Genomic DNA, 15,564 nt, shown 5'->3' on the forward strand with positions numbered 1-15,564 from the left:
TCAAACCGGCGCGGCCGCTGCCACCGGCCTCATCGCAGGCTGCGCACGTCGAGGTGCCGCAGAACCCGGTCGACCACCTCGGGATCCGCCCCCGGCTCGCTGCGCGCCGCCAGCACCTCGTGCCGCGCCGCGCTCAGCATCTCCTGCTGGATCCGCCGCAACCGCTTCACCCGCCGGGCACCCTCCCGGTACACCTCCCGCCGCTCGTCCTCCGCGAGTTCGGGACTGATCCGCACGCCGATGTCGTAGGCGCGCCGCAGCATCTGCTCGGACAGCTCCTCCGGCAGTTCCTCGTTGTCCTCGATCTCCCGCAGTCTCTGCTTCGCCGCCTTGGCCGCCCGGATCGCCAGCTCCTTCGCCAACTCCTTCTCCCGGTCCGTGTCGGCCTTCACGCCGAGCCGCCGCACCAGCCATGGCAAGGTGAGCCCCTGGAGCACCAGCGTCGCCATGATCACGCCGAACGCGATGAAGATGATCTCGTCCCGGCTGGGGAACGGCGCACCCGTGTCGGTCTCCAGCGGGATCGCCAGCACCAGCGCGACCGAGGCCACCCCGCGCATCCCCGACCACCACATCACCACGGTCTCGCGCCAGCTCACCGGGATGTCCTCGTCGTAGTCCCGCCGGGCGTGCAGCCGTTTGGTCAGCCAGGTCGCCGGCAGCAGCCACAGCAGCCGTGCGAAGACGACCACGACCACCACGACCGCCGCCCACCAGAGCAGCTCGCCCCAGCGCCCGGAGGCCGTGCGGATCGCGTTGTGCAGTTCGAGACCGACCAGCCCGAACGCCACTCCGGTGACGAGCGTGTCGACGATGTTCCAGAAGGTGTGCCCGGCCAGCCGGGTCATGACGTCGTCGGCGTCGGAGCCGTACTCCGCGAGGAACAGCGCGGTGGTGAGCACGGCGAGCACACCGGAACCGTGCAGTTCCTCGGCCATGACGTAGGACGCGTAGGGCACCAGCAGGGTCAGCCCGATCTGCAGGGTCGCGTCATCGAGCACTTCCATCAGCTTGTTCGCGCCCCAGCCCAGCGCGAGGCCCACGGCCACCGCCACCACGGCCGACAGCACCAGATCGAGCCCGGCCTTCCAGGGCGAGAAAGTCCCGCTGACGGCGGCGGCGATCGCCACGTGGTAGAGGACGATGGCCGTGACGTCGTTGAACAGCCCCTCGCCCTCCAGGATCGACACCAGCCGGCGGGGCAGGCCGAGCTGCCCGGCGACGGCCGTCGCCGCGACCGGGTCCGGCGGCGCCACCAGCGCGCCCAGCGCGAAGGCCGCGGCGAGCGGCAGCCCCGGCACGATCGCGTCGGCCACGGCGGCCACACAGGCCATGGTGACGAACACCAGGGCCACGGCCAGCAGGAAGATCGGCCTCTTGTTGGCCGCGAACTGCCGCCAGGAGGTGCGCCGCACGGCGGCGTACAGCAGGGGCGGCAGCAGCAGCGGCAGGATCAGGTCCGGCGCGATCTCGACGTTCGGTACGAACGGCAGCAACGCGAGGACTATCCCCAGGAGCGTCATCAGCACCGGCGCGGGAACCTTGAACCGGTCACCCACGGGGACACTGATCACGGCCCCGAGCAGCAGCACGAACAGCAGGGCCAACTGATCCACGGTCAGCGCTCCGGGAGGTCAAGTGGTCACACGACTGACTTCAAGCCTGCCACGCAACTCCCGGGACAAACCGTTTCGGCACCCCCCAGGGAGGGCTAGAGCGGACCCCAGGGAGGGCTAGAGCGGACGCCGCATCCCCTGGTGCGGAATGCCCGCCTCCAAGTACTCGGGCCCATAGGGCTCGTAGCCGAGCCGCTCGTAGAAGCCCAGCGCGTGCGTCTGCGCGTGCAGGTCCACCGCGGCGAGCCCGCGCGCGCGTGCCGCGTCCTCGATGGCCCGCACCAGGGCGGCGCCGACACCGAGCCCGCGGGCGGCGCCCGTCACGGCCAGCCGGCCGAGGCAGCCCACCGAAGGGCCGGCGCCGGTCTGCGCCACGGCCGCATCCCCGTGCAGCAGCCGCCCGGTCCCGAGCGGCACACCGTCCGGGCGGACCGCGAGCACATGGACCGCGCCGGCGTCGTACGCGTCGTACTCCAGGTCCTCCGGCACGCCCTGCTCGCCGACGAAGACCTCCTTGCGCACCGCGAAGCACGCCTCCCGGTCGGCCGGGTCCTCGGCGAGGCGCACCACGTACGGGGTGCTCACGCGTATGTCTCCTCGCGGACCTGCGCCAGGGCCTTCTGCAGGTCCTCCGGGTAGTCGCAGGAGAACTCCGCCCACTGCCCGTCCCCGGGGTGCTCGAAGCCGAGCCGCACCGCGTGCAGCCACTGCCGGGTCAGGCCGAGGCGCTTGGCGAGCGTCGGGTCGGCGCCGTAGGTCAGGTCGCCGACGCAGGGGTGCCGGTGGGCGGCCATGTGGACGCGGATCTGGTGCGTGCGGCCGGTCTCCAGCTTCACGTCGAGCAGGGAGGCCGCGCGGAACGCCTCGATGAGGTCGTAGTGCGTGACGGACGGCTTGCCCTCGGCGGTGACGGCCCACTTGTAGTCGTGCTGCGGGTGCCGGCCGATGGGCGCGTCGATGGTGCCGCTGGTCGGGTCGGGGTGGCCCTGGACGAGCGTGTGGTAGCGCTTGTCGACCGTGCGCTCCTTGAACTGGCGCTTGAGCGAGGTGTAGGCGCGCTCCGACTTGGCGACCACCATGAGGCCCGAGGTGCCCACGTCGAGCCGGTGGACGATGCCCTGGCGCTCGGCGGCGCCGGAGGTGGAGATCCGGTACCCGGCGGCGGCGAGCCCACCGATCACGGTCGTCCCGGTCCAGCCCGGGCTGGGATGCGCGGCGACACCGACCGGCTTGACGATCACGACCACGTCATCGTCGTCGTGCACGATCTCCATGCCCTCGACCGGCTCGGCCACGATCTGCACCGGCGCGGGCGCCTGCGGCATCTCGACCTCCAGCCAGGCGCCGCCGTGCACGCGCTCCGACTTGCTGACCACCGACCCGTCGACCATGACCTTCCCCGCGGCGGCGAGCTCGGCCGCCTTGGTACGGGAGAAGCCGAACATGCGGGAGATGGCGGCGTCGACGCGCTCGCCCTCCAGGCCGTCGGGCACGGGCAGGGTACGGATCTCGGGAAGCGTGCTCACCCGTCGAGTATGCCGGACGGCTACGACAGGGCTGTACGCGCGCTCAGTCCTTGTGGACGGTCCCGTCCGGGTCGAGGCCCCGGAAGGACAGCAGCACGATCAGGATGCCGCCGCACACGATCGCCGAGTCGGCCAGGTTGAAGACGGCGAAGTGCTTGGGCGCGATGAAGTCCACGACCGCGCCCTCGAAGACGCCCGGCGCCCGGAAGATCCGGTCGGTGAGGTTGCCCAGCGCACCGCCGAGCAGCAGGCCGAGCGCGATCGCCCAGGGCAGGCTGTACAGCTTGCGGGCGAGGCGGGCGATCACCACGATCACCGCCGCCGCGATCATGGTGAAGATCACGGTGAAGGCCTCGCCGAAGCCGAAGGCCGCGCCCGCGTTGCGGATCGCCTCGAACTTCAGCCAGTCCCCGACGATCTCGATGGGCGGGTGGTGTTCCAGCTTGGCCACCACGATCAGCTTGCTGATCAGGTCGAGGGCGTAGGCGAACGCGGCGACGGCGAACAGGACCGCGATCCGGCGCCTGCCCCGGGGCGGTGCGGCGGTGGCCTCCGCCTCGCCGGTACCGGACGCTCCCGTCGCGGCCGCCGGGCCGGCGCCGGGCTCACCGGCCGCCGGGGTGCCCTCGGAGTCGGGCCGCTCCTTGCCGCCCCCGGCCGCGTCCGGTGTGTCCGGCGTACCGATGATGCGCTCCGCCTCTGCCACGTGAGTCCCTCAACCTAGGTGCCTGACTGAGCACGAGGGTACGACACACCCCGTACGTCGCACGTGCTCAGGAGGCATTCGGCGGCCGGTCGCCGGGGCCGGTCAGTACCGGCGCTCCTGCTTCTGCTTGCACTCCACGCAGAGTGTGGCCCGGGGGAAGGCCTGCATGCGGGCCTTGCCGATGGCGTTGCCGCAGTTCTCGCACAGGCCGTAGGTGCCCGCGTGCAGGCGTTCCAGGGCGCGCTCGGTCTGGATGAGCATCTCCCGCGCGTTGGCGGCCAGGGCCAGCTCGTGCTCGCGGGTGATGTTCTTGGTGCCGGTGTCCGCCTGGTCGTCGCCCGCGCCGTCCCCGGAGTCCCGCATCAGACCGGCCAGCGACCGCTCCGACGACGTGATCTCCTCGCGCAGCCGGGTCTCCTCGGACGTCAGCTCGGACCGGGCCTCCTCGACCTCCTCCTCCGTCCAGGGATCCTCGCCCGGGCGTACCGCCAGCTCACCGGGCTCCGCCGCGGCGATCCGCGCCTTCGGAACGGCGGTCTTCGCCGCCGTGGCCGTGCCAGGAGTCTTCTTAGCAACCACCGTCGTCGCTCCCGTCTGCCGGGCGGCCTCGGCCGCACCCGCCTTCTTGGCCGTGCTGCTCGCGGCCGTGTCCTGTGTGACCGCGCCGGTCCGGGCAGCGCCCTTGCCGGCCGCGCTCCTGGTGGTGCTCTTGCCTCCGGCGACCTTCTCGGCGGAGGTCCTCTTGGCGGCGGTCCGCTTGGCAGCAGTCCGCTTGCCGGCCGCCTTCTTGGCCGCGGCTTTCTCACCGGTGGCCCTGCCGGCCGGGGAGGTCTTCCCGGCCGGGACCTTCTTGCCGGCGGCGTTCCCGGCGGCCGGAGCTGCCTCCACGGGCGCTTCGGGCGATGCCGTGTGCGCCGTGGCCTTGTGCGCTGATGCCTTGGCCGATGCTGTGGCTGTCGGCGCCTTGTGCGCCGTGGCCTTGGCCGCCATGACCTTGGCAGATGCCGTGGGCGTCGGCGCCTTGGCCGCCGTGCCCTTTTCCGCCGTGGCCGTGGCCTTGTCCGTCGGCGCCTTCTCCGCCGAAGCCTTGACCGGTGACCGTTCCGCCGAAGCCTTGACCGATGCCCTGGCCGGTGACCTCTCCCTCGCAGCCCTGGCCGATGCCCTGGCCGGTGCCGCCCTCTCGGCCGAAGCCCGGGGCGATGCCTTCCCCGCCGGCGCCTCGGCCGTGGCCTTCCCGGCCGACGCGGATCGGGCCGGTGCCGATCGGGCCGCCGCCTTGGTCGCCGCCTTCTCGACCACGTCCTTCTCGGCCGCGCCCTTCTCAGCCACGGCGCCCTCGGCCGCGACGTCCTCGGTGCCGGCCCCCTTCGCCACGGCCTTCCGGGTCACGGCCTTCCGAGTCACGGCCTTCCTGGCCGTCGTCTTCTTCTCGGTCGTCTTCTTCTCGGTCGTCCGCTTCTCGGTCGCCTTCGTCCCGCCGGCGGCCTTCCTCCCGCCCTCCTTCGCCGACCGCCGCATCGAGCCCCCCTGCGTGGACTTCTTCCCGCCCACGTCCTTGGCCGCGCCGCCGGAGGCCTCCGCGGATCTGCCGGACGCCGGCTGCTGTACGGCGGTCTTCTTCGCCACCATGGCCGCGGCCCCTTCACACATTGTGACCTTGCTCGCGAATCGTGCTGGGACGATAAATCGACTCGAGTCCCGCGGCAACGGGGCACACCGCCCGATTCGCCCGCCTCGCGCACGCCGCGCGGCGACCTGCATCCGTTGTGCCCAGCTCCCTGCCCGGTAATCCGCCGAGCCGGACGTCCCAGGATCCGAACACCTATACCGCGCCATTCGGGTCATCAAACCCATATCGCACCCCACCTGGCACGAACACCGCACCCCACGGGCCACACCGGACCCACCGGCCCCGAAAACCGGTCGGCCGCCGTTCGCCCGGCGCCGTACACTGGGCGGAGCGAAAAGCGTGGATGGGGACGAGTAGCGGCGTACGCAGCCCAGAGCGACCCGGGGACGGTGGAAGCCCGGGGGCGAGCGCGACGTGAAGATCACCCCGGAGCCGCCGGAAGAACGCCGTGGACAGTGGGCTCCGCCCACGGGCCCCACGGCCGGTAGACCCGGCATCGCGACCCCAATGAGGGGGCTCGCCGGCGCACACCCCGTGCCGGAGGGCCAAGGAGGGTGGTACCGCGGGAGCGCGCCGAAGAAACGGCGCAGGCAGACGTAGCTCTCGTCCCTCCGGACGGAAGGCAGCAAGTCCGCCGGAGGAAGCCCGCTGATGACATCGCCGACGTATCGCCAGGTACCCGCCCAGGTCGACCTGCCCGCCCTCGAGCACGCCGTGCTCGACTTCTGGCGCGAGCAGAAGATCTTCGCCAAGAGCCTGGAGCAGTCCGAGGGCCGCCCCGAGTGGGTGTTCTACGAGGGCCCGCCCACCGCCAACGGCATGCCCGGTGCCCACCACATCGAGGCGCGCGTCTTCAAGGACGTCTTCCCCCGCTTCCGGACCATGCGCGGCTACCACGTGGCCCGCAAGGCCGGCTGGGACTGCCACGGCCTCCCGGTCGAGCTCGCCGTCGAGAAGGAGCTCGGCTTCTCCGGCAAGCAGGACATCGAGGCGTACGGCATCGCGGAGTTCAACGCGAAGTGCCGCGAGTCGGTGACCCGGCACACCGACGCCTTCGAGGCGCTCACGACCCGCATGGGCTACTGGACCGACCTCCAGGACCCGTACCGCACGATGGACCCCGAGTACATCGAGTCCGTCTGGTGGTCGCTTAAGGAGATCTTCAACAAGGGCCTGCTGGTCCAGGACCACCGCGTCGCCCCCTGGTGCCCCCGCTGCGGCACGGGCCTGTCCGACCACGAGCTGGCGCAGGGCTACGAGACCGTCGTCGACCCGTCGGTCTTCGTCCGCTTCCCGCTCACCTCCGGCCCGCTCGCCGGCGAGGCCGCCCTCCTGGTGTGGACGACCACGCCCTGGACCCTGGTCTCCAACACGGCGGTCGCCGCGCACCCCGAGGTCACCTACGTCGTCGCGACCAACGGCGAGGAGAAGCTGGTCGTCGCCGAGCCGCTCCTCGCCAAGGCCCTCGGCGAGGGCTGGGAGACCACCGGGCAGTCCTTCACGGGCGCCGAGATGGAGCGCTGGACGTACCAGCGCCCGTTCGAGCTGGTGGAGTTCCCGAGCGTCAGCGAGGGAACCAATGGTCACAGCCCCGAGGCGGCCCACTTCGTGGTCAACGCCGACTACGTCACCACCGAGGACGGCACGGGTCTGGTGCACCAGTCCCCCGCCTTCGGTGAGGACGACCTCAAGGTCTGCCGCTCCTACGGCCTGCCGGTCGTGAACCCGGTCCGCCCGGACGGCACCTTCGAGGAGGACGTCCCCCTCGTCGGCGGCGTCTTCTTCAAGAAGGCCGACGAGAAGCTCACCGAGGACCTCGACAGCCGCGGCCTGCTCTTCAAGCACATCCCGTACGAGCACAGCTACCCGCACTGCTGGCGCTGCCACACCGCGCTCCTCTACTACGCGCAGCCCTCCTGGTACATCCGCACCACGGCGCTCAAGGACCGCCTCCTCGCGGAGAACGAGGGCACCAACTGGTTCCCGGACACGGTCAAGCACGGCCGCTACGGCGACTGGCTGAACAACAACATCGACTGGGCCCTGTCCCGCAACCGCTACTGGGGCACCCCGCTGCCGATCTGGCGCTGCGAGGACGACCACCTCACCTGCGCCGGATCCCTCGCGGAACTGTCCGAGCTGACCGGCACGGACCAGTCGGGCCTGGACCCGCACCGCCCGTTCATCGACGAGGTCACCTTCGCCTGCCCGCAGGGCGGTTGCGGCAAGACGGCCACGCGCGTGCCCGAGGTGATCGACGCCTGGTACGACTCGGGTTCGATGCCGTTCGCGCAGTGGGGCTACCCGTACAAGAACAAGGAGCTGTTCGAGGCCCGCTACCCGGCGCAGTTCATCTGCGAGGCCATCGACCAGACCCGCGGCTGGTTCTACACACTGATGGCCGTCGGCACACTCGTCTTCGACAAGTCGTCGTACGAGAACGTGGTCTGCCTCGGGCACATCCTGGCCGAGGACGGCCGCAAGATGTCCAAGCACCTGGGCAACACCCTGGAGCCGATCCCACTCATGGACCGGCACGGCGCCGACGCGGTCCGCTGGTTCATGGCGGCCGGCGGCTCCCCGTGGGCGGCCCGTCGCGTGGGCCACGGCACGATCCAGGAGGTCGTCCGCAAGACGCTCCTGACGTACTGGAACACGGTCGCCTTCCAGGCCCTCTACGCCCGTACGACGGACTGGTCCCCGTCCGAGGCCGACCCGGCCCCGGCCGACCGCCCGGTCCTGGACCGCTGGCTGCTGTCCGAACTGCACGCGCTCACCGACCAGGTCACCCAGGCACTGGACGCCTACGACACCCAGCGCGCCGGCAAGCTGCTGTCCGCGTTCGTCGACGACCTGTCCAACTGGTACGTGCGCCGCTCCCGTCGCCGCTTCTGGCAGGGCGACAAGGCGGCCCTGCGCACGCTGCACGAGGTCGTCGAGACGGTCACGCAGCTGATGTCCCCGCTGACCCCGTTCATCACCGAGCGGGTCTGGCAGGACCTGATCGTCCCCGTCACCCCGGGCGCCCCCGAGTCGGTCCACCTGTCCTCTTGGCCGAAGGCGGACCTCACCGCCATCGACCCGGAGCTGTCGAAGCAGATGGTGTTGGTGCGCCGCCTGGTGGAGCTGGGCCGTGCCACGCGCGCGGAGTCGGGCGTCAAGACGCGTCAGCCGCTGTCCCGCGCGCTGATCGCGGCGACGGGCTTCGACGCGCTGGGCACCGAACTGCGCACGCAGATCACGGAGGAGCTGAACGTCGAGTCCCTGGCGACGCTGAGCGAGGTCGGCGGCAGCCTGGTCGACACCACGGCGAAGGCCAACTTCCGTGCCCTGGGCAAGCGGTTCGGCAAGCGCGTCCAGGACGTGGCCAAGGCCGTGGCGAACGCGGACGCGGCCGCCCTGTCCCTGGCCCTGCGCGAGGGCACGGCGTCGGTCGAGGTCGACGGCGAGACCATCACGCTGGCTCCCGACGAGGTCATCATCACGGAGACCCCGCGCGAGGGCTGGTCGGTGGCCTCCGACTCGGGTGCGACGGTCGCGCTGGACCTGGAGATCACCGAGGAACTCCGCCGGGCGGGCCTGGCCCGTGACGCGATCCGCCTGATCCAGGAGGCCCGCAAGAACAGCGGCCTCGACGTGGCCGACCGCATCGCACTGCGCTGGACGGCCACGGACCGGGCGGCGGTGGAGGCCCTCACCGACCACGCCGGCCTGATCGCCGACGAGGTTCTGGCCACGGACTTCGCCCAGGGCGAGGCGGACGACACCTACGGCGAGCCCTTCACCGACGAAGGCCTGTCCCTGACGTTCCGCCTGCGCAAGGCGTAACGCTCAGACCGAAGGCCCGGTCCCGCCAAAGATCTTGGCGGGACCGGGCCTTCGGCGTTGCGTGCGCACGACCGCGACTGCGTGCGCACGAACGCGCGTGGCAAAAGGGCGAGGCCCCGGGTGGTCACCCGGGGCCTCGCCCTGAACGCTGCCGACGTCTGTGCCGTACTACTGGCCATCAGGCCGTCAGTTGTCATCCTCGTCGATCAGGAAGCCCCGCATGGGCGAGGGCGCCTGACCCATCTGCGACGGGCCCTGCGGACGCACCGGCGCCATCGGCTGGGTCATCGCCGGCGACATCTGCTGCTGGCCACCGTAGGACGGGGCGGACGGCGAGGGAGCGCCGCCCATCGTCTGGTTGCCACCGCCGTAGGACGGAGCGCTCGCGCCGGCCGGAGCCATGGAAGGCGCCGGGGACGGCGGGAGGGACGCGGCCGCCGGAGTGCGCGGCGGAGCCAGCGAGTCGTCGGCCTGGGTCTCCAGCTGGCGCAGCTGCGACTCCAGGTACGACTTCAGGCGCGTGCGGTACTCGCGCTCGAAGCCGCGCAGGTCCTCGACCTTGCGCTCCAGCGTGGCGCGGGCGGACTCCAGGGAGCCCATCGCGACGCGGTGCTTCTCCTGCGCGTCCCGCTCCAGGGCGTCGGCCTTGGCACGGGCGTCACGCTCCAGACCCTCGGCACGCGAACGGGCCTCGCCGACGATCTTGTTGGCCTCGGAACGAGCCTCGGCGATCGCCTGGTCGGCGGTCTGCTGGGCCAACGAGAGGACACGGGCGGCGCTGTCGCCACCGGGACCTCCCTGACCGGGGCCGCCCATCGGACCGCCCATCGGGCCGGGGCCGCCCATGGGGCCGCCCATCTGCTGCTGCATCGGGGGCTGGCCCATCGGACCCGGCCCCTGACCCATCGGGCCGGGACCCTGAGGTCCACCCTGACCGCCGGGACCGGCGGGCAGCTGCGGGGCACCGCTCGGCAGCTGGGGCGGGCCACCCATGGGGCCACCCATCTGCTGCTGCGGCGGGCCCGATATGCCGGCGGGGACGGGACCACCCGGACCGCGCATACCCTGCTGCTGCTGTTGCTGCTGCTGATCCTGCTGCTGCTCCGGAGGCTTGCGCATGTTCTGCTGGTTCTGCGCAGCAGCGCGCGTGGCCGCGGCCAGTTTGGCGCGCAGGTCCTCGTTCTCACGGAGCAGGCGGGTCAGTTCGGCTTCGACCTCATCGAGGAAGGCATCGACCTCGTCCTCGTCATAGCCTTCTCGGAGGCGGACGGTCGTGAACTGCTTGTTCCGCACGTCCTCGGGGGTCAACGGCATCTCTTCACCTCAACGTAGTCGTCGGCAGTCGGCAAGACGTATCTGTCACATCGTTCACATCACGTTCCGCACGAGTGTGATCAGGATGTAGACGATGATCATCAGTACGAAGAAGGACAGGTCGAGCGCCACGCCCCCGAGACGCAGCGGCGGAATGACCCGCCGCAGAAGCTTGAGCGGTGGATCGGTGACAGTGTAAGTGGCCTCCAGAACGACCACCATCGCCTTGCCGGGTTGCCATGAGCGGGCGAACTGGAAGACGTAGTCCATGACCAGTCGGAAGATCAGCACGATGAGGAAGCACATCAGCGCGATGTAGACGACATCCAAAACCACGCTCATGACCTCTTGCTTCCCTCTCCCCTGTGCCCTGCTCGGTACTGCTGTTCCGGTGGTGCGTCTCAGCTCTGGTTGAAGAACCCACCCTCTGCGATGCGGGCCTTGTCCTCCGCCGTGACATCGACGTTAGCAGGCGACAACAGGAACACCTTCTGCGTCACCCGCTCGATACTGCCGTGAAGACCAAACACCAGACCAGCCGCAAAGTCGACAAGTCGCTTCGCATCTGTGTCATCCATCTCAGTCAGATTCATGATCACCGGAGTGCCTTCACGGAAGTGTTCCCCGATGGTACGGGCCTCGTTGTAGGTCCGTGGGTGAAGCGTGGTGATCCGGTAAGGCTCTCGTTCCGACACGACCTTGGGCATGATCACCGGTGCGTTCTTCTCCAGACTTGCGCGTTCTTGTGTGATGGATGCCACGGGCGCGATGCGCGCCGGGCGGTTGGATTCCGCGGGGAGCGAAGCGGAACGGGCGGCCGGTTCGCGAGGCGCGGGCGGCTGTACGACTCGTACCTCTTCGTCCCTTTGGGGCTGATGTGAGACGTGTGACTGATGGGACGGCTCGTGCCGCCGGTGGTCCCGCTCGGGCTCCGGGTCCAGTTCGGGTTCGAAGTCGTCGTCGGGGTCGAATCCGCGGCCGTCGTACCCATCGTCCTCCACGAGGCCGAGGTAGACCGCCATCTTGCGCATCGCGCCGGCCATGCTCTGAGTCCTCCGCTCTGTGGTGGATCGGCTGACGACTGCCAAGTGCCCGCGATCCACGAGGTCCTTAAATCCGCCTATTGGCGGCAATGACCATATTTTCTGCTGTGGTCCGACTTCTTGGCGACGTTACCCGAGCCTGGGGCGGACTCCGAGTACCGCGCTGCCGACGCGCACATGTGTCGCTCCGGCCGTCACGGCCTGTTCGAGGTCCGTACTCATCCCTGCCGAGACCATGGTGGCAGCCGGATGACTCCGGCGCAGGTCAGTCGACAAATCCATCAACCGCTCGAAGGCCGCCAGTTCGCGTCCCGCGTACTCCCCCGTGAGCGGTGCGACGGTCATCAGTCCGTCGAGGCGGAGCCCCGGGGCGTCGGCCACGAGACCGGCCAACTCCTCGATGCCGCCGGGCCCGACACCTCCTCGTTCACCCCGGCCGCTCTCCCCGGCGTCGAGTGCGACCTGGAGCAGGCACCCCAGTTCACGCCCGGCCCGGACGGCCTCCTTCGACAGGGCCGTGACGAGCTTGGAACGATCGACGGACTGCACGAAATCCGCGTAACCGACCACCGATCGCACCTTGTTGGTCTGGAGTTGACCCACGAAGTGCCAGGTGAGGGGCAGATCCGAGCAGGCCTCGGCCTTGGGGGCCGCGTCCTGGTCGCGGTTCTCGGCGACGTGCCGCACGCCGAGTTCCGCGAGGATCCGCACATCGCTCGCGGGGTAGGTCTTGGTGACCACGATGAGGGTCACCTCGTCTCGTGCCCGCCCCGCGGCCGCGCACGCGTCGGCGATACGCCGTTCCACTTTCGCCAGATTCGCGGCGAGTTCGTCCTTACGGTCCGTCATGTCCTGTCAGTCCAGCCACACATAACCCGCGAGCCGACCGGTGGTGCGGTCGCGGCGGTACGAAAAGTGATCGTGCGACTCCAGCGTGCACACCGGCGACCGCTCCCGGTCACGCACCCCGAGCCGCTCCAGCTGGGCATGCACTCCGGCGCTCACGTCGACCGCCGGTGTGCCCCAACTCGTCTCGGCGTACGCCGCCGGCTCGACGGCGGACACCTCGGCGCGCATCGCCTCGGGCACTTCGTAACACCGGCCGCAGACGGTGGGCCCGGTGCGGGCGACGATCCGGGAGGGCTCGGCGCCCAGTTCCGTCATCGCGCGTAGCGCGGCCGGGACGACTCCGGCGATCATGCCGGGCCGGCCCGCGTGGGCCGCGGCGGCGATCCCGGCGACGGGGTCGGCGAGCAGCACCGGCACGCAGTCGGCGGTGAGCACGGCGAGGGCGAGCCCCCGGCGCGTGGTGACGATGGCATCGACCGACGGGATCGCGGTCGAAGATCCCCACGGCCCGTCCACCACGGCCACGTCGGCCCCGTGCACCTGGTTCATCCAGACGACCCGGTCCGGCTCGACGCCGAGGGACTTGGCGGCCAGGTCCCGGTTGGCGCGTACGGCGTCGGGATCGTCGCCGACCGCTCCGCCGAGATTGAGCTCCTCATACGGAGCGGCGCTCACCCCGCCCCACCGGTCGGTGAAGCCGAAGTGCGCGCCGCTCGCGCTTTCGCGCTGTCCTATCACGACTGAAGGATCACTTGAGGAAGTCCGGTACGTCCAGTTCCTCGGCCGCGCTGTCCGAGTAGGTCCGCGGCGCCGGCGGAGCCGGCGGGGCGACCGGGATGTCCTCGACCGGCTTCGGAGCGGGCTCCGGGTCCTCCTTCGGGGTCACGCTGCCGAGCGATCCGAAGGAGGGGCGGCTCTCGGTCTGCCTCACCGGGGTCGGCTCCTCGCGCTTGGCCGAGGACGAGCCGAGGACGTTGTCCCGCTTGGCGGGCGGCTGGCCGCCGTCGAAGCCCGCAGCGATCACGGTGACCCGCACCTCGTCGCCGAGGGCGTCGTCGATCACCGCGCCGAAGATGATGTTGGCCTCGGGGTGCGCGGCCTCACTCACCAGTTGGGCGGCCTCGTTGATCTCGAACAGACCGAGGTCGGAGCCGCCGGAGATGGAGAGCAGCACGCCGCGGGCGCCGTCGATGGACGCCTCCAGCAGCGGCGAGGAGATCGCCATCTCGGCGGCGGCCACCGCGCGGTCGTCGCCGCGGGCGGAGCCGATGCCCATCAGGGCCGAGCCGGCCTCGGACATGACCGACTTGACGTCGGCGAAGTCGAGGTTGATGAGGCCCGGGGTGGTGATGAGGTCGGTGATGCCCTGGACACCGGAGAGCAGGACCTGGTCGGCCGACTTGAAGGCGTCCAGCACCGAGACCTGGCGGTCCGAGATGGACAGCAGCCGGTCGTTCGGGATGACGATGAGGGTGTCGACCTCTTCGCGGAGTTCGGCGATGCCGTCCTCGGCCTGGTTCGCGCGGCGCCGCCCCTCGAAGGTGAACGGGCGGGTGACCACACCGATGGTGAGGGCACCGAGCGAGCGGGCGATGTTGGCCACGACGGGCGCGCCGCCGGTGCCGGTGCCGCCGCCTTCACCGGCTGTCACGAAGACCATGTCGGCCCCCTTGAGGACCTCCTCGATCTCCTCGCGGTGGTCCTCGGCGGCCTTGCGGCCCACGGCCGGGTTGGCTCCGGCGCCGAGTCCGCGGGTGAGTTCACGGCCGACGTCCAGCTTGACGTCGGCGTCGCTCATCAACAGAGCTTGCGCGTCGGTGTTGATGGCGATGAACTCGACGCCCTTGAGACCGACCTCGATCATCCGGTTGATGGCATTGACACCACCGCCGCCGACACCGATGACTTTGATGACTGCGAGGTAGTTCTGCGGTGCTGCCACGTCGAAGGCCTCTCGCCTCGAGTTACGTGTCGCCGAATCAGCGTGACGCCTTGCGCCCCGCGACCCGACGACTGATGCCGAATGGGACGGTCCGTATCGCCGACCCGAACCCTAACCCTGAAGTTTAGGGTTACCAGTGTGTCTGTTCCTTGGAGTCTTCTGAACAGGACACTAAGTCGACAAGTGGCGCACGTTCAACGAACACGCCGAACCTCCCGTTTTTCTTTTCACCCTATGTGATCAGCCGTAGCACTGCCCAACCAGGGTGCTGGCCTGCGCGGATGTGCGTCAACTCCGCGATGACGCGGGCGCGGTGGGGACGCTCACGTCGAAGTACCGCGCGCCGGGCGAGGCTTTCATCAGAGCGGTGAGTGTGCGAGCCTTCGCGGCGCCCTTCTCACCGCTCCCCCAGAGGACCGTGCGGCCGTCCCGCAGCTCCAGCGAGATGTCGTCGTAGGAACGGACCTTGACGGTCCGTGTCTCGTGCGCGACGGCTTCCGGAACCGCGCGGGCGACGCCGACCGCGGCGCGCACCAGCCGGGGCTCGCCGAAGCGGCGCAGGCTCGCGGCGGCGGAGCCGGCGCGGGAGAGCGTCAATTCCAGTGCGGGGACGCCTTTCGGGGCCTCGGACACCGTGGCGAAGCGGACACCGTCGTCGTCCACTTCCACGAACTTTCCGCCCTTTTGGACAATCAGAACCGGAGTCCGTTCAACCACTTTCAGGTCGATTCCGCGGGGCCAGGAACGGACCGCGTCAACCGAGTCAATTCGGGGCAATTTTCGGCGCAGTCGCGTCTCGATCGCATCGGTGTCGACGGAAATCAGCGGCTTCCCCAGCGGAACCTCGGCCGCCGTCTCGACCTGAGCCGGTGTCAGCACCCGGGTGCCGGACACCGAGACGTGCTCGGCGCGCAACCAGTCGGAGCCGTAGAACAGCCAGACGGTCGGGATGCCGAGGAACACCAGGGCGAGGCCCAGGAGGACGATCGCGCGGAGCCGGGCCCGCCTCGACCGCAGGCGGGGCGGCGGGCCGGACGACTCCTGCTGGCGTTCACCGCGCTCGGCGGTGGTCGATCCGGCCACGCTCCCTGCCTTCCGTCATACAGT

13 protein-coding genes are annotated in these 15,564 nt (G+C 70.2%); 1 reads left to right on the top strand and 12 read right to left on the bottom strand.

Features of this window, described 5'->3' with window-relative positions:
• Nucleotides 1-29: 29 nt before the first annotated feature.
• The 5 genes from QOL88_RS10040 to QOL88_RS10060 form a co-directional block, all read right to left on the bottom strand.
• The gene (locus QOL88_RS10040; protein ID WP_097216097.1) at nucleotides 30-1,616 is read right to left on the bottom strand and encodes a Na+/H+ antiporter; all 1,587 of its coding nucleotides are present in this window, start codon (nucleotides 1,614-1,616) and stop codon (nucleotides 30-32) included.
• Nucleotides 1,617-1,733: 117 nt separating this feature from the next.
• Entirely contained in the window at nucleotides 1,734-2,201 is a 468-nt protein-coding gene (locus QOL88_RS10045; RefSeq protein WP_097216098.1) for a GNAT family N-acetyltransferase, read from the bottom strand.
• Nucleotides 2,198-3,142 (bottom strand): RluA family pseudouridine synthase, encoded by a 945-nt coding sequence (locus QOL88_RS10050; RefSeq protein WP_097216099.1) that lies wholly within the window; start codon nucleotides 3,140-3,142, stop codon nucleotides 2,198-2,200. The genes QOL88_RS10045 and QOL88_RS10050 overlap by 4 nt, the downstream gene beginning before the upstream one ends.
• 43 nt (nucleotides 3,143-3,185) lie before the next feature.
• Complete coding sequence (gene lspA, locus QOL88_RS10055; RefSeq protein WP_097216100.1) at nucleotides 3,186-3,848, bottom strand: signal peptidase II; 663 nt, start codon at nucleotides 3,846-3,848, stop codon at nucleotides 3,186-3,188.
• Nucleotides 3,849-3,950: 102 nt separating this feature from the next.
• Nucleotides 3,951-5,480: a TraR/DksA family transcriptional regulator gene (locus QOL88_RS10060; RefSeq protein WP_306456175.1), complete on the bottom strand. Its 1,530-nt coding sequence runs from the start codon at nucleotides 5,478-5,480 to the stop codon at nucleotides 3,951-3,953.
• Between the two features lie 652 nt (nucleotides 5,481-6,132).
• On the opposite strand from QOL88_RS10060, the gene ileS reads away from it, so the two are divergent.
• The gene (gene ileS, locus QOL88_RS10065; RefSeq protein WP_097216102.1) at nucleotides 6,133-9,309 is read left to right on the top strand and encodes an isoleucine--tRNA ligase; all 3,177 of its coding nucleotides are present in this window, start codon (nucleotides 6,133-6,135) and stop codon (nucleotides 9,307-9,309) included.
• 186 nt (nucleotides 9,310-9,495) lie between these two features.
• On the opposite strand, the gene QOL88_RS10070 is transcribed toward ileS, so the two are convergent.
• The 7 genes from QOL88_RS10070 to QOL88_RS10100 form a co-directional block, all read right to left on the bottom strand.
• Nucleotides 9,496-10,623: a DivIVA domain-containing protein gene (locus tag QOL88_RS10070; RefSeq protein ID WP_097216103.1), complete on the bottom strand. Its 1,128-nt coding sequence runs from the start codon at nucleotides 10,621-10,623 to the stop codon at nucleotides 9,496-9,498.
• A gap of 54 nt (nucleotides 10,624-10,677) precedes the next feature.
• Nucleotides 10,678-10,965, bottom strand: coding sequence for a YggT family protein (locus tag QOL88_RS10075; RefSeq protein ID WP_030848238.1), 288 nt, complete (start codon nucleotides 10,963-10,965; stop codon nucleotides 10,678-10,680).
• A 59-nt stretch (nucleotides 10,966-11,024) separates the two neighbouring features.
• Complete coding sequence (locus tag QOL88_RS10080; protein WP_097216104.1) at nucleotides 11,025-11,666, bottom strand: cell division protein SepF; 642 nt, start codon at nucleotides 11,664-11,666, stop codon at nucleotides 11,025-11,027.
• Nucleotides 11,667-11,795: 129 nt separating this feature from the next.
• Complete coding sequence (locus tag QOL88_RS10085; RefSeq protein ID WP_097216105.1) at nucleotides 11,796-12,515, bottom strand: YggS family pyridoxal phosphate-dependent enzyme; 720 nt, start codon at nucleotides 12,513-12,515, stop codon at nucleotides 11,796-11,798.
• Between the two features lie 6 nt (nucleotides 12,516-12,521).
• Complete coding sequence (pgeF, locus tag QOL88_RS10090; protein WP_097216106.1) at nucleotides 12,522-13,253, bottom strand: peptidoglycan editing factor PgeF; 732 nt, start codon at nucleotides 13,251-13,253, stop codon at nucleotides 12,522-12,524.
• A gap of 10 nt (nucleotides 13,254-13,263) precedes the next feature.
• Nucleotides 13,264-14,457 (bottom strand): cell division protein FtsZ, encoded by a 1,194-nt coding sequence (gene ftsZ, locus QOL88_RS10095; RefSeq protein WP_097216107.1) that lies wholly within the window; start codon nucleotides 14,455-14,457, stop codon nucleotides 13,264-13,266.
• A gap of 288 nt (nucleotides 14,458-14,745) precedes the next feature.
• Nucleotides 14,746-15,540, bottom strand: a complete 795-nt coding sequence (locus tag QOL88_RS10100) for a cell division protein FtsQ/DivIB (RefSeq protein WP_097216109.1) — start codon at nucleotides 15,538-15,540, stop codon at nucleotides 14,746-14,748.
• Between the last annotated feature and the right edge of the window lie 24 nt (nucleotides 15,541-15,564).

The organism is Streptomyces sp. Ag82_O1-12, from assembly GCF_900182715.1.
Lineage (GTDB): Bacteria > Actinomycetota > Actinomycetes > Streptomycetales > Streptomycetaceae > Streptomyces > Streptomyces massasporeus.